Raw genomic sequence first — 18,857 nt, 5'->3', positions numbered from 1 at the left:
AAGCTTGCTCGGGTGGTATTCGCCTTGCTGAAAGGACAAAGCGAATATCAGCCAAAAGTCAGTTGAGGGCTTCCCCTCAACCATAGAATCTCCCACATTGGGTCGACGACGCAGTCAGACCCGTACGTTGCGCCCTGGCAATGAAGTACGCTGGCTGCTTTCCCAGTTCTCTACCAGCCCCACCGGCACGTCCGCTGCCGGCAGCATGCTCCGCCCGCGCACCAGATCCGAAGCCCGCTCGGCGAGCATGATGGTCGGTGCGTTGAGGTTGCCGTTGGGCTCGGTCGGGAACACCGAGGAGTCGATCACCCGCAGGCCGGCGATGCCGCGCACGCGCAACTCGGAATCGACCACCGCCATGTCGTCCTCGCCCATGCGGCACGAACCGCACGGATGGTAGGTGCTTTCCAGGTTGTCACGTACGAAGGCATCAAGGTCTTCATCGCTGGTGACCTGAGCACCCGGGGCTATTTCGCCGTCGCGGAAGCGGTCCATGGCTTTCTGGCCGATGATTTCGCGGGTCAGGCGGATGCAGCGGCGGAAACCTTCGCGGTCCTCTTCGCGCTCCAGATAGTTGAAACGAATTTCCGGATGCTCGTACGGGTCGGCCGAACGCACCCGCACATAGCCGCGGCTCTTGGGTTTGTTGGGACCTGTGAGCACCATGAAGCCATGGCCCTTGATCGGTTTGTTGCCGTCGTAACGCATCGCCGCCGGCAGAAAGTGGAACTGGATGTCCGGCCAGCGCAGGCCCTTCTCGGAGCGGATGAAACCTCCGGCCTCGAAGTGGTTGGTGGCGCCCAGGCCGTCCTTGAACAGCAGCCAGCGCAAACCGATCATCAGCTTGCTCAGCGGGTCCATTTTACTGTTGAGGGTCACCGGTTCCTTGCAGCCGAACTGGATGTAAACCTCGGCGTGATCCTGCAGGTTCTCCCCTACTCCCGGCAGGTCATGGCGTACGCCGATCCCGGCCTTGCGCAGGACTTCGGCCGGGCCGATGCCGGAACGTTGCAGCAGGTGCGGCGAACCGATTGGGCCCGACGACACCAGCACTTCGCGGCTGCAATAGACCTGCTGCGTCTGGCCGCCGTGGTCGTAGATGACCCCCACCGCGCGCTTGCCTTCAAGAATGATCTGGCGGGTCATCGCGTGGGTGATCACGGTCAGGTTGGGACGGTCCATGGCCGGGCGCAGATAGGCGTTGGCCGTGGAGCAGCGCACACCGTTTTTCACGGTCATGTGCATGGCGCCAAAACCCTCCTGCATGTAGCCGTTGCAGTCCTCGGTCTTAATGTAGCCCGCCTCGGCACCGGCATCGACCCAGGCACCGTACAGCGGGTTTTTCATGTGGTTGCCGTTGGTGGTGTGCAGCGGCCCGGTCTGCCCGCGATAGCTGTCACCACCGGACTCGTAGCTCTCGGCACGCTTGAAGTACGGCAGGCAGTTGCGATAACCCCAGCCTTCGGCCCCGAGGGATTCCCACTCGTCGAAATCCAGCGCGTGGCCACGGATGTACACCAGCCCATTGATCGATGACGAACCACCGAGCACCTTGCCCCGTGGGCAGTGAATGCGCCGGCCGTTGAGGTAAGTCTCCGGCTCGGTCTCGTAGCGCCAGTTGTACTTCTTGGTGTTCATCGGGATCGAGAAGGCGCTCGGCATCTGGATCACTACGCTCTTGTCACTGCCGCCGAATTCCAGGACCAGCACCGAGGTGGCCGGGTCTTCGCTCAGGCGGTTGGCCAACACACAACCAGCCGAGCCTGCGCCAATGATGATGTAGTCGTATTTTTGCGTGGTCATGACTATCTCCCGACCGACGATTGTGTGAATACCGGCAGTGGTTGCTGTTTGTGGGTCAGCGTGTCGCCGGTGGTGAATTGCGGGGAAGTTTTCTCGATCTGCTGGATCACTGTTTCTTCGCGCTTGAGATCGATCGAGCGGCTCAGCCAGTAGTACGCCAGCCCCGATACGATCAAACCGACCAGCCAGGCGATGTCGATGCTGCCCAGCGCCTTGGCGAGCGGGCCGACATAGACTTCGCGCTGTTCAACGCCGTCGAAGATGTAGAAGAACGGAATCATCGAAATGAAGCCGATGGCATAGGCAGCGATGCCGCGCAGTCCCCAGTTGCCGTAGATGTTGCCGTTGGGCATGAAGAAGTGCGGGATGGCGTAGCGACCCTTGCGCACGAAGAAGTAGTCGGTGAGATTGACCGAGGTCCAGGGCACCAGGAAGTACAGCATCACCACCAGGTAGATGCCCAGTACCGACAGGCCTTTGCCGGTGCTCTGGATGCTCAGGGCCACACCCAGTTGCAGCAGGATCACAAAGGCAATGGCGAGGATGCGCGCCTTGCGCGTTGGCTCGATGTGCTTGATCGAGTCGACGCAGGTCAGGGTGGTCAGCTTGGCGCTGTAGATATTCATCGCGATCACCGGCAGGAATGCCAGGATGGTCACGACCACCACCGCCGTACCCATCAGCGGCGACACGGTGTTGCCCACTTGCCCGAGGGCCACCAGCACGTCGGTCGAATGCAGGTGATCGGCGAGCCAGCCGCCCACGGAAATCATCCACGCACCGGACAACGAAGCCCCGAGAAACACCACGGCGATCAGCTTGCCGCTTGAGGTGTTCTTCGGCAGGTAGCGCGAGTAGTCCGATACATAAGGGGCGTAGGCGATGTTGTAACTGGCGGCCGCGGCGAATTGCGCGATGAAACCGGTCCAGTTGAAGCCCAGCGGTTCCCGGGCCACTTCACCTTCTGCCAGCGCCGGCAACACCGCATCCGGAACCCAACCCATCAACACCGCCAGGGTCACCAGGCCATACAACGGCAGCGACAGGTACAGCGCCCACTTGAAGCTGCGGTGCATCCAGTCATGGCCCAGGATCGCCAGGACCGCCGCCGGCAGGGTCACCGCCACGGCGATCACCGCAGGGTCGAAACCGAACAGCGTATGCAGCCCCTGCATCATCAATACGAGGTTGACGATATTGAACCCGGCGAACACGAACAGCGTCGCCAGCAGTACCAGAATCACCCCGCGATAACCGAACTGCGCACGGGACTGGATCATCTGTGGCAAGCCCAGGTGCGGGCCCTGCGAACCATGGAAAGCCATGAACAGCGTGCCGAACATGATGCCCAGGGTGCCGGCGAGCGTGGTCCACAGCGCAGTCAGGCCGACGCTCGGGCCGACGAAGCCGATGGTCATGGTGAAGAAAGTGAAATTGCCGAGGAACCAGAACGGGCCCTGGCTCGACAGTTTGTCGGTGCGCTCGTTCTCGGGAATGAAATCAATCGAATGCCCCTCGACGACGGACTTGTCATCGAGGGCGGACACGCTCGTGGCGGACTTGGCGTTTGTGTTCATGATGGACTCTTATTGTTGGAAGATCATGACGATAAAAACCGCGTTGTTTCGGGTGAACGACGCCCCTGTGGGAGCGGGCTTGCTCGCGAAAGCGGTGTGTCAGGCACCATCCATGTCGACTGACCGGCCGCCTTCGCGAGCAAGCCCGCTCCCACAAAAGCAGAGTCAACCGTGACTCAAGGCAGCGTGATCCACACCGCCTTGGTTTCGAGCAGGTAGTCGAGCTGCTCGGCGCCCAGGTCCTTGCCGAACCCGGACTGTTTGTAGCCACCGAACGGCATCGATGGATCGAGGGTGCCGTGGGCGTTGACGTAGACCGAGCCTGCCTTCAGGCGGGGGATCAGGCTGTGCACCTTGCCCAGGTCGTTGGAATACAGCGCTGCAGCCAGGCCATATTGCGAGTCGTTGGCCAGGGCCAGCGCTTGCTCTTCGTCGTCGAACGGTGCAGTGACCAGCACCGGGCCGAAGATCTCTTCCTGGACGATGCGCATGTCGTTGCGGCAGTTGGCGAAGATGGTCGGCTCGACGAAGAAGCCCGGGCCATCGACCGGTTGGCCGCCGTAGACCAGTTGCGCGCCTTCCTGCTTGCCGGTTTCGATGTACTCGGTCACGCGCTGCTTTTGCAGGGCCGAAACCAGCGGGCCGATGAAGCACTCAGGGTCCAGGCCCGGAGCGATCTTCAGGGTGCGGGTGTAGGCGATCAGCTCGCCCAGGAATTGCTCGTAGACGCTGCTATGAATATAAGCCCGTGTACCGGCGTCGCATACCTGTCCCGAGTTGAAAAACACACCGTTTGCGACCGCTTGGGCGGCAGCTGGAATATCCGCATCGGCGAAGACAATGACCGGTGATTTGCCGCCGAGCTCGAGGGTCAGTCGCTTCATTTCGTCCACTGCCGCCTGGCCGACGGTGCGGCCTACGGGAGTCGATCCGGTGAAGGTCAGTTTGTCGATGCCCGGGTGCGTAGCCATGGCCGCGCCAACCACACTGCCGCGCCCGGTGACGATGTTGATCACGCCGTCAGGGATGCCCGCTTCCTGCACCAGTTCGGCAAAGCGCAGGGCCGACAGCGAGGTCAGTTCGGCGGGTTTGACCACCACGGTGCAACCGGTGGCCAGGGCGGCACCGAGCTTCCACGCCATGGTCTGCAGCGGGAAATTCCACGGCACGATGGCGCCGACCACCCCGACCGCTTCCTTGCGGGTATAGGCCAGGTAATTGCCCGGCAGCGAGGGCTCGACGGTGCGCCCGTGAAGCTTGGTGGCCCAACCGGCGAAGTAGCGCAAGGTATCAACGGTGCCCTGGATATCGACATCCTTGGCAAAGGCCACGGATTTGCCCATGTCGATCGATTCGATTTCGGCCAGTTCTGCGGCGTTCTGTTCGATCAGGTCGGCCAGGCGCTGCATCATGCGCTCGCGTTCCGCCGGTTTCGCCTGACGCCAGGCGCCGCCGTCGAACTGGGCGCGGGCGGCTTGCACGGCGCGGTCCAGGTCATCGGTGGTGCCCATGGGAATGCGCGTGATCAGGCCTTCGGTGGATGGCTCGATGACATCGGAAGTCTGGCCGTCGCTGGCCTCGACCCAGGCACCACCGATGAACATTTTCTGGACCTTGCTGAGGAAGGTCTGGGTGGCTTCGCTGACGCCGAATTTTTGCAGGTAACTTTTGACGATCGTGTCCATTTTTTATTCTCTCTGCCCGGCAGTCAGGTCCTGCCGGGGCTTTGTGGTTTCGATGTTCAGGCTCAGCTCTTAAGCCAGCGTCGTTTCGCTCACGGCGGCTGCCCGTACCAGGCCACGCTCGTGGAAGATGAAGCCGATGCTGTTGAGCAGCAGTTGCGCAGCGAGAATCGAGGTCATGCCGGTCGGGTCGTACACCGGTGCGACTTCCACCAGGTCCATGCCGACGATGTTGCCTTTGCTGCGCTTGGCCAGGGCCTGGATGATTTCCAGCACTTCGTAGTAGAGGAAACCGCCGTGGCTCGGGGTGCCGGTGCCAGGGGCGATGGACGGGTCGAAACCGTCGATGTCGATGGTGATGTAGTAGTTGATGTTCTGCGGGATCAGCGCCAGCACGCCTTCCACGCCGAGGCGGCGTACGTCACGCACCGAGAGGATCTTCGAACCGGCTTCATGGGCGGCTTCATAGTCATCGCGATTGGACGAGGAAACGTTGCGGATGCCCATCTGGGTCATGCCGACAATGTGGTTCATTTCCGACGCGCGACGCAGCGGGTTGCCGTGGCCGTAGCGTACGCCGTGGCGTTCGTCGACGAAATCGAGGTGGGCGTCGAAGTGGATGATGTGGATCGGGCCGCGGCCTTCAAAGGCCTTGATCACCGGCGCGTGCACCGAGTGGTCGCCGCCGAGCACCACCGGCATCACGCCAGCATCGAGGATCTTGCGGACCGCGTATTCGGTGTTCTGGTTACTGGTTTGCATGTCGGTGTGGACGATGTCGGCATCACCGACGTCGACCATGCGCACGTCGGACGCGGTCAGGTACATGACGTCATCTTCGTGGTCGTAGGCGCCGGCATGGCCGAAGGAAAACAGCGTCGATGCTTCACGAATCCCGCGTGGCCCGAAGCGTGCGCCGGAGCGCCACTGGGTGCCCATGTCGTTGGGCACGCCAAGCACCGCGACGTCGGCGTCCAGGGCATCCCAATCGGTGCACACCGGGGATTTGCCAAAGGTGCAGTGACCTACGAACGGCAGGTTCAGGCGACCGGATTCATAACCGTTATTCGACATTTCAAGCCTCTCCACTTCTTGTTATCGGCTTGGCGGACTGCAAGGCGACCGCCGTTGGAGTGACTATGGGCGCAGGTTTTCGTGGAAAAAATGCTAAACATCAGATACTCATATCGGCATAACCGATGCATCCACACGCCGGAGGTCCCAGGTGATCCAGCTGCACGATGTCGATCTGAAACTGCTCAGGGTGTTCGCCACGATTGTCCGCTGCGGCGGTTTCTCGGCCGCGCAGGCGGCCTTGAACGCCGGGCAGTCGACCATCAGCGAACAGATGACCCATCTGGAAACCCGGCTCGGGGTCAAACTCTGCCAGCGCGGGCGCAGTGGCTTTCGCCTGACCGAGCAAGGCGTGGCGATTCATGAAGCCACCCAGCGCCTGCTCTCGGCGGTGGAAAACTTCTGCATGGACGCCGATGTGCTCAAGCAGCACATCAGCGGCAAGCTCAATCTGGGGATCATCGACACCACCATCACCGACCCCGAGTCGCCGATTCCACGCACTACCCAACGCTTCGTCTCCCGGGGTCATGACGTGCACCTGAACGTGTACGTCGGCACCCCGGCGGAACTCGAAGAACGGGTGCTCGACGGCCGCTTGCACCTGGCCATCGGGCACTTTCCGATCCATGTGCCGGGGCTGCTGCAATCGCCGCTGTACCAGGAAGCCCTCGGTTTGTATTGCGGCCGGCGGCACCCGTTGTACGGCAGCGAGGCTGAAGGTCAGGAATTGCTCGAAGAGATCGCTGCGTCGCGCATCGTCGTGCGCGGCTATATGCAGCAGTACGACCTCGAACACCTGGGTGTGAGCAAGGCCGCCGCCACGGTGGACAACATCGAAGCCACGGCAATCCTGATCATTTCCGGCGCCTACCTGGGCTTCCTGCCCGAGCACTTCGCCGCGCAATGGGTCAAGAGCGGCGAGATGCACCAGCTTGCCCCCGCCAGCCTGCGCCTGAAGTCTCCGTTCGATGTGATCACCCGACGTGGCGTCGCCCCGCCGCCGATCCTGCAGGCCTTCCTCGAAGACCTGGCCGCCAGCTCGCGCAAAACCGCCAACGGCTGACGTGACGCTCGCCAAAAGGAAAATTGGCCGGGCATACTGATTGGGTCCGCCAACATTGCAGGCCCGTCATGCGCATTCACGTTACCTTCATCGACCGCGTCGGTATTACCCAGGAAGTGCTGGCCCTGCTCGGCGGGCGCAGTTTCAACCTGGATGCGGTGGAAATGGTGCCGCCGAACGTTTACATCGACGCGCCAACCCTCGGCGCCGAGGTGCTGGAAGAGTTACGCGAGGCGCTGTTCGGTGTGCGTGGCGTGCAAGCGGTGACCATGGTCGACATCCTTCCGGGACAACGCCGGCGCCTGCAACTGGATGCGTTGCTGGCGGCCAGTTCCGACCCGGTGCTGGCCGTCGATGATCGCGGCCATGTACTGCTGGCCAACCCGGCGCTGATCGCCCTCTGCGGTCGGGAACCGGCCGGAGAACCGCTGACGGCACTGTTCGATGATGCCGATTTGCAGCGCAATCTGATCGAACACGGCTTTCGCCTGCCGATGCACGAGGTCAGCCTGGGTGGCCAGACCTTGCTCCTCGATGCGATGCCTGTCACCGACGCCGGCGCCCTGCTCACGCTGTATCAGCCCAGCCGTATCGGCGAACGCCTGTCGGCGCTTCACCATGACCACGCCGAAGGCTTCGATGCACTGCTCGGCGAATCGCCACCGATTCGTGCGCTCAAGGCCCGGGCGCAGCGAGTGGCGGCGCTCGATGCGCCGTTGTTGATCCAGGGTGAAACCGGCACCGGCAAGGAGCTGGTGGCCCGCGCCTGCCATGCCATCAGCCCCCGGCACGATGCGCCGTTTCTAGCCCTTAACTGCGCGGCACTGCCGGAGAGCCTGGCCGAAAGCGAGCTGTTCGGCTACGCCCCCGGCGCCTTCACCGGCGCGCAACGGGGCGGCAAGCTCGGCCTGTTGGAACTGGCCGACCAGGGCACGGTGTTCCTTGATGAAGTGGGGGAAATGTCGCCGTACCTGCAAGCCAAGTTGCTGCGTTTTTTGAGCGACGGATGCTTCCGCCGGGTGGGTGGCGACAAGGAGGTCCGGGTCAATGTGCGGGTGCTCAGTGCGACCCACCGCGACCTGGAAAAAATGGTCGCAGAAGGACGTTTTCGCGAAGACCTGTTCTACCGCCTCAACGTGCTCAACCTGCAGGTTCCACCATTGCGCGAGCGCGGCCACGACATCCTGTTGATGGCCAATCACTTCATGCAGCAGGCCTGCGCGCAGATCCAGCGCCCGGTGTGTCGCTTGGCGCCGAGTACTTTTTCCGCCCTGCTCGGCAATCGCTGGCCGGGCAATGTGCGGCAACTGCAGAACGTGATCTTTCGCGCGGCGGCCATCTGCGAAAATCCGCTGGTGGACATCGACGACCTCGACATCGCCCGCACCGCCGTGGAGCGACAGAATGATGGTGAAGTCGGCAGTCTGGAAGAAGCGGTTGGCGGCTTTGAAAAGAACCTGTTGGAGCAGTTGTATCGCAGTTATCCGTCCAGCCGTTTGCTCGCAGCGCGGTTGCAGACATCCCATAGCGCAATCGCCATTCGCCTGCGCAAATACGGCATCCCCGGCAAGGCCTGATACCCCTGCCGCGACCCGATCCCACAGGCAATACTGCTCCCCTGTGGGAGCGAGCCGGCTCGCGATAGCGGCCTGACAGTCGACATAAAATATCCACTGACACGCCCCCATCGCGAGCAGGCTGGATCCCACAGTGGACCGTGTTCCAACTGAACCCTTCGTCTGAAAATCAATACAACGTAACGAAATCAAGACAACCCTTTCCTGCCAGCAATCACGGCGCTTGCGCCCAGCGCTTTATCGGCCTGTATTGATTTCAATACAACATGAGCGGACAACACTCTTAGTAATTTTTTAAGTCACTGATTTAAAACAAATAAACAACATTGGCACCACCCTTGCTATCTCAACCTCAGCCCGCTCGTTGCCTCGCCACGAGCCCGTCAATCGCCATCCGCCACCTGCAGCGGATGAGTCAGAACAATGAGGAATTGAGATGAGCGAACTGCGTTTTACCGTCGATCACGAATGGTTGCGCCTTGAGAGCAATGGTCTGGTCACCGTGGGCATCACTGCGTTTGCCCAGCAGGCGCTGGGGGATGTGGTGTTCGTTCAGGTGCCTGAACCGGGCGCCTTCGAAGCTGGCGCTGAAGTGTCGGTACTGGAATCGGTGAAAGCCGCCAGCAGTATCGGCATGCCGCTCGATGGTGAGGTTGTCGACGTCAACGCAACGCTGGAAAACACCCCTGAACTGGTCAACGAAGATCCACTGGGCGAAGGCTGGTTCTTTCGTTTCAAGCCGGTCGATGTCGAGGCGTTGAGCGATTTACTGGATCAAGACGCCTATGAACGCCTGACCGCCGAACACGCAGACGCTTGAAAACCCTTCGCCATTTCCCGAATACGCAAAAGGACCCCACCATGTTCAGCAAACACGACCAGATCAAAGGCTACGACGACGAACTGCTGGCGGCGATGAACGCCGAGGATGCACGACAGGAACACCATATCGAGCTGATTGCCTCGGAGAACTACACCAGCCAACGGGTGATGCAGGCCCAAGGCAGCGGCCTGACCAACAAGTACGCCGAAGGCTATCCGGGCAAGCGTTACTACGGCGGCTGCGAACACGTCGATGTGGTCGAGCAACTGGCCATCGACCGTGCCAGACAGCTGTTCGGCGCCGACTACGCCAACGTACAGCCGCACTCCGGCAGCCAGGCCAACGCGGCGGTGTATCTGGCCCTGCTGCAAGCCGGTGACACCGTGCTGGGCATGAGCCTGGCCCATGGCGGCCACTTGACCCACGGCGCCAAGGTGAGCTTCTCCGGCAAGCTCTACAACGCGGTGCAGTACGGTATCGACACGGTCACCGGCCTGATCGATTACGACGAAGTCGAGCGCCTCGCGGTCGAGCACCAGCCGAAGATGATCATCGCCGGGTTTTCCGCGTACTCCAAGACCCTGGACTTCCCGCGCTTCCGGCAGATCGCCGACAAGGTTGGCGCTTACTTCTTCGTCGACATGGCCCACGTCGCTGGCCTGGTGGCGACCGGTTTGTATCCGAACCCGCTGCCGTATGCCGACGTGGTCACCACCACGACCCACAAGACCCTGCGCGGCCCTCGCGGCGGCCTGATTCTGGCCAGGGCCAACCCGGAACTGGAGAAAAAGCTCAACGCTGCGGTATTCCCCGGTGGCCAGGGCGGCCCGCTGATGCACGTGATCGCGGCCAAGGCCGTGTGTTTCAAGGAGGCGCTGGAGCCGGCGTTCAAGACCTATCAGGCGCAGGTGATCCGCAATGCCCAGGCCATGGCCAAGGTCTTTATCGAGCGTGGTTATGACGTGGTCTCCGGCGGCACCGACAACCATCTGTTCCTGGTCAGCCTGATCCGCCAGGGCCTGACCGGCAAGGACGCCGACGCGGCCCTGGGGCGTGCCGGCATCACCGTAAACAAGAACGCCGTGCCGAACGACCCGCAGTCACCCTTCGTGACTTCCGGCTTGCGCATCGGCACCCCGGCGATTACCAGCCGTGGTTTCAAGGAGGCGCAAAGCATTGCCCTGGCCGGCTGGATCTGCGACATCCTCGACCACCTCGGCGATGCCGGTGTAGAAGCCAGGGTCGCACAGCAAGCGGCGGCCATGTGTTCTGATTTCCCGGTCTACCGCGACTGAGCACCACAGCACAAAACCCTGTGGGAGCGGGCTTGCTCGCGAAGGCGGTGTGCCAGTCACCATTGATATCGACTGACACTCCCTCTTCGCGAGCAAGCCCGCTCCCACAGGGTCCGTGACTGCACTCACCTCTCCCCACTCGACCAATAGAAAAAATACCCATGAGTACACCTGTGGAATCAGTCGCAAACAGCCCGGCCAAAGTAGAAGTCGGCACCAAACTGCGCGGCGCAGAAAAAGTCGCGCGGATTCCGGTGAAGATCATCCCCACCGACGAGTTCCCGCGCAAACCCGACTGGATTCGCGTGCGCATGCCGATCTCTCCCGAAGTCGAGCGCATCAAGCAACTGTTGCGCAAACACAAGCTGCACAGCGTCTGCGAAGAAGCCTCGTGCCCGAACCTGGGCGAATGTTTCTCCGGGGGCACCGCGACCTTCATGATCATGGGCGACATCTGCACCCGCCGCTGTCCGTTTTGCGATGTCGGCCATGGCCGGCCCAAACCGCTGGATACCAATGAGCCGATGAACCTGGCCGTGGCCATCGCCGAACTGCGCCTGAAATACGTGGTGATCACCTCGGTCGATCGCGATGACCTGCGCGATGGCGGCGCCCAACATTTTGTCGATTGCCTGCGGGAAATCCGCAAGCTGTCGCCGGGGGTGCCGCTGGAAACCCTGGTGCCTGACTATCGCGGGCGCATGGACGTGGCGCTGGCAATCACCGCCAGCGAACCACCGGATGTGTTCAACCACAACCTGGAAACCGTGCCGCGCCTGTACAAGGCCGCACGGCCGGGATCGGACTTCGAGTGGTCGTTGGACTTGCTGCACAAATTCAAGCAAGCAGTGCCCGGGGTGCCGACCAAATCCGGGCTGATGCTCGGCCTGGGCGAAACCGACGAGGAAGTCATCGAAGTCATGCAGCGCATGCGTGAGCACGAGATCGACATGCTGACCCTGGGGCAGTACCTGCAGCCTTCGCGCAGTCACCTGCCGGTCCAGCGCTTCGTGCATCCCGACACCTTCGCCTGGTTCGCCGAGGAAGGCATGCGCATGGGCTTCAAGAATGTCGCGTCCGGCCCGCTGGTGCGCTCGTCCTACCATGCCGATCAACAACTTCATGGAGGTGCAGACGGTTTCAAGCCATCATAAGCAGACTGCTCCTGCCCTGAGGCCCTTGCCGATGTCTTCAGCCGCCCGTTCACGTCCGTTATTGTTGCTGTGCCTGAGCCTCGCCCTGCCGTGCCTGGCCGACGAGCCAAGGCCCGGCCATATGGTGTACTTGCGCTCGGTCGCCCCAAGCATTGAGCAGGACATCCGTTACGCCAGCGCCCACAACTTCACCGGGCACCCACTCGACGGCTACCAGGCGCCGCAGTGCCTGCTGTCCCTGGACGCTGCCCAGGCGCTGGCCCGGGTGCAGACGGCGCTGCAAGCCCAGGGTTACGGACTGAAAGTCTTCGACTGCTACCGACCGACCCGGGCCGTGGCCGACATGGGACGCTTCGCCACGCAGCCGGGTGACCCATTGAAAAGCGAGTTCTACCCGACCCTGGACAAGAAAGATTTCTGGCGTCTGGGCTATGTAGCCCGGGTGTCGAATCATTCCCGGGGCAACACCGTCGACCTGACCCTGACCGGGCCCGACGCCCTGCCCGCCGCAGCCTGGACGCCGGCTGCCACGCCTGTCGATTGCACCGCCCCTTACGGCCAGCGCTGGCGCGACGGCGCGCTCGACATGGGCACCGGCTTCGACTGCTTCGATGAACGCGCGCACACCGACTCGGCGCTGATCGGCGCGACGGCCAAAGCCAACCGCCAACGGCTCAATAGCGCCATGGAAAAAGAGGGTTTCAGCGGTTATTCGGCCGAGTGGTGGCACTTCACCTACCGCGCAGATGCGCCGAAGCCGGACGTCATGGATTTCCCCATTACGCCGCCCGCGCCATGAACAAACTGGTCAGCATCCTGTTGCTGTTGTGTTTTCCATTGGCGGCCATGGCCCAAGGGCTGGACGACAGCGAACAACTGATCGTGGTCACCAGCAAAAACTGGGATGACCTCCAGGGCAGTGCCCAGCGCTATGAACGGCGCGGCAAGGTCTTCGAAAAGTTTGCAGCACCTTTTGCGGTGGTGCTCGGCAAAAACGGCATGGGCTGGGGCAAGGGCTTGCTCGACGTTGAGCAAAACTCCGGGCCGGTTAAACAGGAAGGCGACGGCAAAGCCCCGGCCGGGATGTTCAGTCTGGGCAGCGCGTTTGGTTACGCCGACACAGCTGCGACCAAGCTGCCCTACCTGCCCCTGGCGTCGACCATCGAGTGCGTGGACGACAGCGCCTCAGCACGCTACAACCAACTGGTCGACGGTGCTGCGGTCACCAGGGACTGGCACAGTTCCGAACGCATGCGCCGCAGCGATGAGCTGTATCGACAAGGCATCTTCATCGAACACAACACCCCGGCCTCGCCCACCGCCGGCTCGTGCATTTTCTTCCACATCTGGCGCGGCCCCACCGCGCCTACCCGTGGCTGCACCGCCATGGACCCGGCCGATATCGCCCGTTTGTTCGAGTGGCTGGACCCGAAAAAATCACCCGTGCTAGTGCAACTGCCCGAGGCGCAGTACGAGCAGTTGCGCGAAGTCTGGAAGCTCCCCGAGCGCTGAACAGGACGCTGAGCGGGCTTGCCTGTGGCGAAAGGCTGCCTGAGAAAGTGGAGCTTTTGTGGCGAACAGGCTTTTGTGGCGANCTGGAAGCTCCCCGAGCGCTGAACAGGACGCTGAGCGGGCTTGCCTGTGGCGAAAGGCTGCCTGAGAAAGTGGAGCTTTTGTGGCGAACAGGCTTTTGTGGCGAGGGGGCTTGCCCCCGTTGGGTCGCGCAGCGGCCCCAAAAAACTTGGGCCTGCTRCGCAGTCCAGCGGGGGCAAGCCCCCTCGCCACAGTTGCGCGAAGACTGGAAGCTCCCCGAGCGCTGAACAGGACGCTGAGCGGGCTTGCCTGTGGCGAAAGGCTGCCTGAGAAAGTGGAGCTTTTGTGGCGAACAGGCTTTTGTGGCGAGGGGGCTTGCCCCCGTTGGGTCGCGCAGCGGCCCCAAAAAAACTTGGGCCTGCTACGCAGTCCAGCGGGGGCAAGCCCCCTCGCCACARTTGCGCGAAGRCTGGAAAMTTCCCGAGCGCTGAACAGGACGCTGAGCGGGCTTGCCTGTGGCGAAAGGCTGCCTGRGATARTGGAGTTTTTGTGGCGAACAGGCTTTTGTGGCGAGGGGGCTTGCCCCCGCTGGGTCGCGCAGCGGCCCCAAAAAAACTTGGGCCTGCTRCGCAGTCCAGCGGGGGCAAGCCCCCTCGCCACARTTGCGCGAAGRCTGGAARMTYCCCGAGCGCTGAACAGGACGCTGAGCGGRCTTGCCTGTGGCGAAAGGCTGTTGTGGCGAACAGGCTTTTGTGGCGAGGGGGCTTGCCCCCGYTGGGTCGCGCAGCGGCCCCAAAAAAACTTGGGCCTGCTACGCAGTCCAGCGGGGGCTTGCCCCGTTGGGTCGCGCAGCGGCCCCAAAAAACTTGGGCCTGCTGCGCAGTCCAGCGGGGGCAAGCCCCCTCGCCACAGGCAAGCCCCCTCGCCACAGGCAGCCCCTGACTACAAGAGCTAGCCGTGCTTGCCGGTGTTAACCGCGCTCGACCGCCACGGCAGCCATCGATGGCTTGGCCAGCGCGTAATAGATCACACCCGGCACCAGCAGCCCGACGATCCAGGAAATATCCACGCCGCCCAACTGCGCAACCATCGGCCCGGAGTAGAAATGGGTGTCGACAAAGGGCAGCTGGATCAACACGCCGATCACGTACACGCTGATCCCCAGCACGTTCCAGCGACCGTAGCGCCCGTTCGGGTCGGACAGTGCCGCAATGTCGTAACGCTCCTTGTTGATGAAGTAGTAATCCACCAGGTTGATCGCGCTCCACGGGGTGAAGAACGTCAGCAAAAACAGGATGAAGTACTTGAACGAGTTGAGGAACGAGTACTGCCCCAGCAATGCCAGCGCGGTGGACGCCGCGACGATCAGCAGCACAAACAGCATGCGCTGGCGGGCGGTGATTTCCAGGCGACGACGAAAGCCACTGATGATGGTGGCGATGCACATGAAACTGCCGTAGGCGTTGAGGGTGGACACTGTGACCTTGCCGAACACGATGCTCAGGTACAGCAAGGACGCGATCACACCGCTACTGCCCAGACCGACAATGGTCGCCACTTCGTGTCCACGGAAACTGGCCCCTGCCAATGCGGCGGCGAACACCCCCAGCACCATCGAAGTCTGAGCCCCCAGCACTGTGCCGAGGCCCACGGCGGTAAAGGTTTTCCAGGACGAAGTCTTGCTCGGCAGGTAGCGCGAGTAGTCCGCCACGTAGGGGCCGAAGGCGATCTGCCAGGATGCCGAGAGCGAAACCGCCAGCAGGAAGGTGCTCCAGCCAAAATGACGATTGTCGAGCAGCAGCCCGATGTCGTTGAGGCTCATCAACCGGGTGAACAGATAGGCGAAGGCGATGATGCCCAGCACGCTGGTCACTCGCCCGACCAGGTGAATCACCCGATAACCGAAGATCGTCAGGAACGCTATGCTCGCCGCGAAGATCAGGATGCCGGTGCTGTCGCTGACACTGATCAACTGCGCGATCGCCTGCCCCGACAGCACCGCGCCAGTGGCGCTGAAACCCAGGTACATCAGGCACACCAGGACAATCGGGATAGCCGCGCCATACACGCCGAATTGCACGCGGCTGGAGATCATCTGCGGTAAACCGAGCTTCGGCCCTTGCGCTGCGTGCAGCGCCACCACGGCACCGCCGAGCACTTGCCCGATCAGCAAGCCGATCAGCGACCAGAACACATCGCCGCCCAGCACCACGGCCAAGGCGCCGGTGACGATGGCGGTGATTTGCAGGTTGGCGCCGAGCCACAGGGTGAACTGGCTGTAGAGACTGCCGTGTCGCTCAGCCTCGGGAATGAAATCGATCGAGCGGGTCTCGATCAGGGGACTGCGTTGCGCACTCATGACGGTGTTTCCTTTGTGGAACTGTTTTTGTTGTCAGGGACGGAATTTAAAAGGTCTTGGTTGCGCTGGCTACGACCGTTGCCGAGCAAAGGTCGTTATAGCCGTACCAACTGCTGCACTCGCTTTTCGACAGGTCAGTGTCGACATAGCTCAGCCCCCAGGTCACGCCGACGAAGTCGCGGGTCAGCTTGGCTTCCCACTCGTAGTAAGACTCACGGCTATCGCCACTGGCGGACCAGAACGCGGGGTCATTCACATCGTTTCGCCCAAAGCGCAGGTCCAGGCCGACTTCGGCCGGCAAATCGATTTTGTAGCCCAGGTAGGTGTAAAGGGTGTCCTGGTCCTCGCCGAAGAAGTTCGGCGTGTCCTTGGAGTAATAGGCACCCAGCTTTACGCCGTACAGGTCGAGGACGGCGTAGACCTCGCTGAGGTTGAATTCGGCATTTTTCGGGTAGTCGTACTTGATGTAGCCCAGATCCAGGCTGATGGCGTCCGTGGCCTGCCAGTAGTAACCGGCGTAGTACTCAAGTTCTTGACGAGTGTCGAAGCCGCCGCCGAAATCGACGTTGGAGGTCCAGGCGCCAATGTACAGACCGCTGCTGTGCAGCAGCGTTGCGCCGCCCTGCACTGCCGGATCCCCCAGAGTCTGCGAGATGCCCCGGGTGCGGTAATCGCTGATGACGCCCAGGGTCATCTCCAGGCTGAAATCATCGTTGAGGGTCAGGGCCTGGCTGGTCAAGGGGGCCAGTGCGAATGCTGCGAGGGTCAATGCTGAAAGTGCGTTCATACAGTTCTCTTGTTGTTATGGCGTACGGGGAATTTCAGGCATGGCCAAGCCAGGCCCCTCGCGCTACGAGGGGCTGGCCGTTTTTTTAAAAGTGTCGGGTGTACGCAGGTCAGGACGCGGGGGCGTAGACCTGCTTACCGGCGAAGAAGGTGTTCAGGACTTTTGTTTCGAACAGTTCGTCATCGCTGACCTTGAACACGTCGCGGTCGAGGATGATCAGGTCGGCCTGCTTGCCCGGTGCCAGCGAACCGATCTGCTGCTCCAGGCGCAGGGTTTTCGCCGCGTTGATGGTGTAGGCGTAGAACATGGTCTGACGGTCGATGCTTTCCTTGGCATTGAGTACGCCCAACGGACCTTTGCGCGTGCTGGCCTGGGCAATGGCGTTGAACGGGTTGGCGCTCGACACCGGCCAGTCGCTGCCACCGGCAATCGTCGCGCCGGCGTTTTGCAAGGACCGCGCGGGATACTGGTAACCGTAGGCAAAGGCGCTGATGTAAGGCTTGACCAGTTCAACGGTGTAAGACTCGCCGGTGGCCCACAGCAGTTGCATCGAAGCGATCACGCCCAGTTCCTTGAAGCGTGGAAACTCCTTGGGATTGACCAGTTGCAGGTGCGCGACGCTGTGGGGTACGGGCGTCGGACTGAGCTTGCGCGCATACGCCACGCCATTGAGCGCTTCACGCACCGCGCGGTCGCCGACGGCGTGCATGTGCACGATCCAGCCGCGTTTTTCTGCCGCCACGACCAGTTCGCCGAAATGCGCCGGGTCGGTCAGCAGTTGACCGTCCTTGTGGCTGTTCTTGTACGGCACCACGACCGCCGCTGTTTGCCCCGGGAACTCGAGAATACCGTCGACAAATATCTTCACGCCGGGGAACGTCAGGTTAGGCACGCCCTCGAATTGCTTCATCACCGTGGCGATCACCTCCAGGTCGGCGGGTTTGCTCTTCGGATTGGTGACCATCAACGCGGCGACGTGGGCGCTGAGTTCGCCGCTCTGCGCCAGCTCCTTGTACAGCGGCAGCACGCCGACACTTTCGGCGGTGGCATGGAAGTCGAACAGCGAATCTTCACTGCCACCGTTCGCCGCCGCATCCATCCAGGCGGTGACACCGAATTGATTGTTGATCTTCACCGCCTCGCGAGCGGCCTTGAGCATGGCCTCCGGGCTGGGCGCCGGAATACCGTTGCGCACCACGTCCCAGCGCGATTCGGCGAAGTATCCGTTAGGGGTGAAGTCTGCTTCATGGCCGACGAAGCTGCGCTCTTTCTCCGGCAGGCTCTTGACCAGTGCCGCGTCGATGTTCAGACGCTTGAGCATCGCGTTGTTGGCCCAACCGGTGTGGCCGTCGATGCCGCCGAAGACAATCGGTTGATCCGCCCAGCGCCCCTGGTTGAACACTTTGCCGAGCTCACGGCTTTTCTCCCAGTAGGCCGAACTGACCCCGGCCACGCTGATCACATCACCGGACCGGGCACGCCCGGCCTTGTCTTCTTCGATCAACCATTGCTCCAGTTCCGGCAAGGGTTTGACCTCGTCCAGCAGGTTGGCCTTCATGCTGTCGAAAGCGCCCGAGACGGGATGGCTGTGGGTATCGATCATGCCCGGCATCAACACTTTGCCCGCCAGGTCGATGCGCTGGGTACTGGCATCGGCCAGGGCATTGATTTCGGCATCGCTGCCCACTTTCAGAATCTTGCCGTCTTGCACCGCGACGGCCTGTACCAGTCCTTGACCGGGTTCGGCGGTGAATACCTTGCCGTTGAACAGCACAAGGTCCGCGGCCGCCATGGCGTGCACCGAGGACAAGGCCAGCGCGGCGGCCAACAGATTGGGAATGAATCGCTGCATCGGAACGCTCTCTGATTATTATTGGGCGAATCGGGAAGTAGCGGTTTGCGCAATGGCCTGCAGCGCCAGCTTGGCCAACACTGTTCCTATTGTTTTGAAACGGCCGCAAGCGACTGCGCAAGCCCTTGATAGACAGGGCCTACCCTATAGGGCGCAGCGTTGGAATGGACCTCTGCAAATGAGGAGGGTCGGGTAAATAGTATGGTTATGCAAAGGTGGCAACCCTCCGGCTCAAATTTGCACAAGTGGGTATAAAGCACTATTACTGGCGAGCC

Annotated in this window: 14 protein-coding genes; 7 read left to right on the top strand and 7 right to left on the bottom strand. The window is 61.8% G+C overall.

Going from position 1 to position 18,857, the window contains the following annotated elements; genetic code table 11:
* Positions 1–114: 114 nt before the first annotated feature.
* The 4 genes from betA to speB form a co-directional block, all read right to left on the bottom strand.
* Positions 115–1,803 (bottom strand): choline dehydrogenase, encoded by a 1,689-nt coding sequence (gene betA / locus ASE98_RS23015; protein ID WP_060543604.1) that lies wholly within the window; start codon positions 1,801–1,803, stop codon positions 115–117.
* 2 nt (positions 1,804–1,805) lie between these two features.
* Complete coding sequence (locus tag ASE98_RS23010; protein WP_060543603.1) at positions 1,806–3,380, bottom strand: purine-cytosine permease family protein; 1,575 nt, start codon at positions 3,378–3,380, stop codon at positions 1,806–1,808.
* Between the two features lie 176 nt (positions 3,381–3,556).
* Positions 3,557–5,065 (bottom strand): aldehyde dehydrogenase family protein, encoded by a 1,509-nt coding sequence (locus ASE98_RS23005; protein ID WP_060543602.1) that lies wholly within the window; start codon positions 5,063–5,065, stop codon positions 3,557–3,559.
* Between the two features lie 69 nt (positions 5,066–5,134).
* The gene (gene speB, locus ASE98_RS23000; protein WP_060543601.1) at positions 5,135–6,136 is read right to left on the bottom strand and encodes an agmatinase; all 1,002 of its coding nucleotides are present in this window, start codon (positions 6,134–6,136) and stop codon (positions 5,135–5,137) included.
* 151 nt (positions 6,137–6,287) lie between these two features.
* Here speB and ASE98_RS22995 point away from each other — a divergent pair, with 151 nt between their 5' ends.
* The 7 genes from ASE98_RS22995 to ASE98_RS22965 all read left to right on the top strand — a co-directional run bounded on the left by ASE98_RS22995 (position 6,288) and on the right by ASE98_RS22965 (position 13,563).
* Positions 6,288–7,202 carry a LysR family transcriptional regulator gene (locus ASE98_RS22995; protein WP_060543600.1) on the top strand — a complete coding sequence of 305 codons (915 nt, stop codon included), beginning with the start codon at positions 6,288–6,290 and terminating at the stop codon, positions 7,200–7,202.
* 68 nt (positions 7,203–7,270) lie between these two features.
* Entirely contained in the window at positions 7,271–8,779 is a 1,509-nt protein-coding gene (locus ASE98_RS22990; RefSeq protein WP_060543599.1) for a sigma-54-dependent transcriptional regulator, read from the top strand.
* Positions 8,780–9,215: 436 nt separating this feature from the next.
* On the top strand, positions 9,216–9,599 hold the full coding sequence (gene gcvH, locus ASE98_RS22985) for a glycine cleavage system protein GcvH (RefSeq protein WP_060543598.1): 384 nt from the start codon (positions 9,216–9,218) through the stop codon (positions 9,597–9,599).
* Positions 9,600–9,640: 41 nt separating this feature from the next.
* Entirely contained in the window at positions 9,641–10,897 is a 1,257-nt protein-coding gene (glyA, locus tag ASE98_RS22980) for a serine hydroxymethyltransferase (protein WP_060543597.1), read from the top strand.
* A 161-nt stretch (positions 10,898–11,058) separates the two neighbouring features.
* Positions 11,059–12,051 carry a lipoyl synthase gene (gene lipA / locus ASE98_RS22975; protein ID WP_060543596.1) on the top strand — a complete coding sequence of 331 codons (993 nt, stop codon included), beginning with the start codon at positions 11,059–11,061 and terminating at the stop codon, positions 12,049–12,051.
* 31 nt (positions 12,052–12,082) lie between these two features.
* Positions 12,083–12,850, top strand: a complete 768-nt coding sequence (locus ASE98_RS22970; protein ID WP_060543595.1) for a M15 family metallopeptidase — start codon at positions 12,083–12,085, stop codon at positions 12,848–12,850.
* Positions 12,847–13,563 carry a L,D-transpeptidase family protein gene (locus tag ASE98_RS22965; RefSeq protein WP_060543594.1) on the top strand — a complete coding sequence of 239 codons (717 nt, stop codon included), beginning with the start codon at positions 12,847–12,849 and terminating at the stop codon, positions 13,561–13,563. The genes ASE98_RS22970 and ASE98_RS22965 overlap by 4 nt, the downstream gene beginning before the upstream one ends.
* 991 nt (positions 13,564–14,554) lie before the next feature.
* Here the strand turns inward: ASE98_RS22965 and ASE98_RS22960 are convergent.
* The 3 genes from ASE98_RS22960 to ASE98_RS22950 form a co-directional block, all read right to left on the bottom strand.
* Entirely contained in the window at positions 14,555–15,943 is a 1,389-nt protein-coding gene (locus ASE98_RS22960; protein WP_060543593.1) for a purine-cytosine permease family protein, read from the bottom strand.
* Between the two features lie 46 nt (positions 15,944–15,989).
* A complete protein-coding gene (locus tag ASE98_RS22955; RefSeq protein ID WP_060543592.1) occupies positions 15,990–16,730 on the bottom strand; it encodes a TorF family putative porin in 741 nt (246 codons plus the stop codon).
* A 109-nt stretch (positions 16,731–16,839) separates the two neighbouring features.
* Positions 16,840–18,582, bottom strand: a complete 1,743-nt coding sequence (locus ASE98_RS22950) for an amidohydrolase (RefSeq protein ID WP_060543591.1) — start codon at positions 18,580–18,582, stop codon at positions 16,840–16,842.
* Positions 18,583–18,857 lie beyond the last annotated feature (275 nt).

The sequence above is a fragment of the Pseudomonas sp. Leaf48 genome (assembly GCF_001421885.1).
Lineage (GTDB): Bacteria > Pseudomonadota > Gammaproteobacteria > Pseudomonadales > Pseudomonadaceae > Aquipseudomonas.
The sequence above is the reverse complement of the archived record's forward strand: the minus strand, read 5'-3'. Positions and strand labels throughout refer to the sequence as shown.

Excerpts from the sequence above, each read along its gene's own strand:
- glyA (WP_060543597.1), top strand. The coding sequence starts at position 9,641 with ATGTTCAGCAAACACGACCAGATCAAAGGCTACGACGACGAACTGCTG.
- ASE98_RS22955 (WP_060543592.1), bottom strand. The coding sequence starts at position 16,730 with ATGAACGCACTTTCAGCATTGACCCTCGCAGCATTCGCACTGGCCCCC.
- ASE98_RS23010 (WP_060543603.1), bottom strand. The coding sequence starts at position 3,380 with ATGAACACAAACGCCAAGTCCGCCACGAGCGTGTCCGCCCTCGATGAC.
- ASE98_RS22970 (WP_060543595.1), top strand. The coding sequence starts at position 12,083 with ATGTCTTCAGCCGCCCGTTCACGTCCGTTATTGTTGCTGTGCCTGAGC.
- ASE98_RS22960 (WP_060543593.1), bottom strand. The coding sequence starts at position 15,943 with ATGAGTGCGCAACGCAGTCCCCTGATCGAGACCCGCTCGATCGATTTC.
- gcvH (WP_060543598.1), top strand. The coding sequence starts at position 9,216 with ATGAGCGAACTGCGTTTTACCGTCGATCACGAATGGTTGCGCCTTGAG.
- ASE98_RS23005 (WP_060543602.1), bottom strand. The coding sequence starts at position 5,065 with ATGGACACGATCGTCAAAAGTTACCTGCAAAAATTCGGCGTCAGCGAA.
- ASE98_RS22990 (WP_060543599.1), top strand. The coding sequence starts at position 7,271 with ATGCGCATTCACGTTACCTTCATCGACCGCGTCGGTATTACCCAGGAA.
- speB (WP_060543601.1), bottom strand. The coding sequence starts at position 6,136 with ATGTCGAATAACGGTTATGAATCCGGTCGCCTGAACCTGCCGTTCGTA.
- ASE98_RS22965 (WP_060543594.1), top strand. The coding sequence starts at position 12,847 with ATGAACAAACTGGTCAGCATCCTGTTGCTGTTGTGTTTTCCATTGGCG.
- betA (WP_060543604.1), bottom strand. The coding sequence starts at position 1,803 with ATGACCACGCAAAAATACGACTACATCATCATTGGCGCAGGCTCGGCT.
- lipA (WP_060543596.1), top strand. The coding sequence starts at position 11,059 with ATGAGTACACCTGTGGAATCAGTCGCAAACAGCCCGGCCAAAGTAGAA.
- ASE98_RS22950 (WP_060543591.1), bottom strand. The coding sequence starts at position 18,582 with ATGCAGCGATTCATTCCCAATCTGTTGGCCGCCGCGCTGGCCTTGTCC.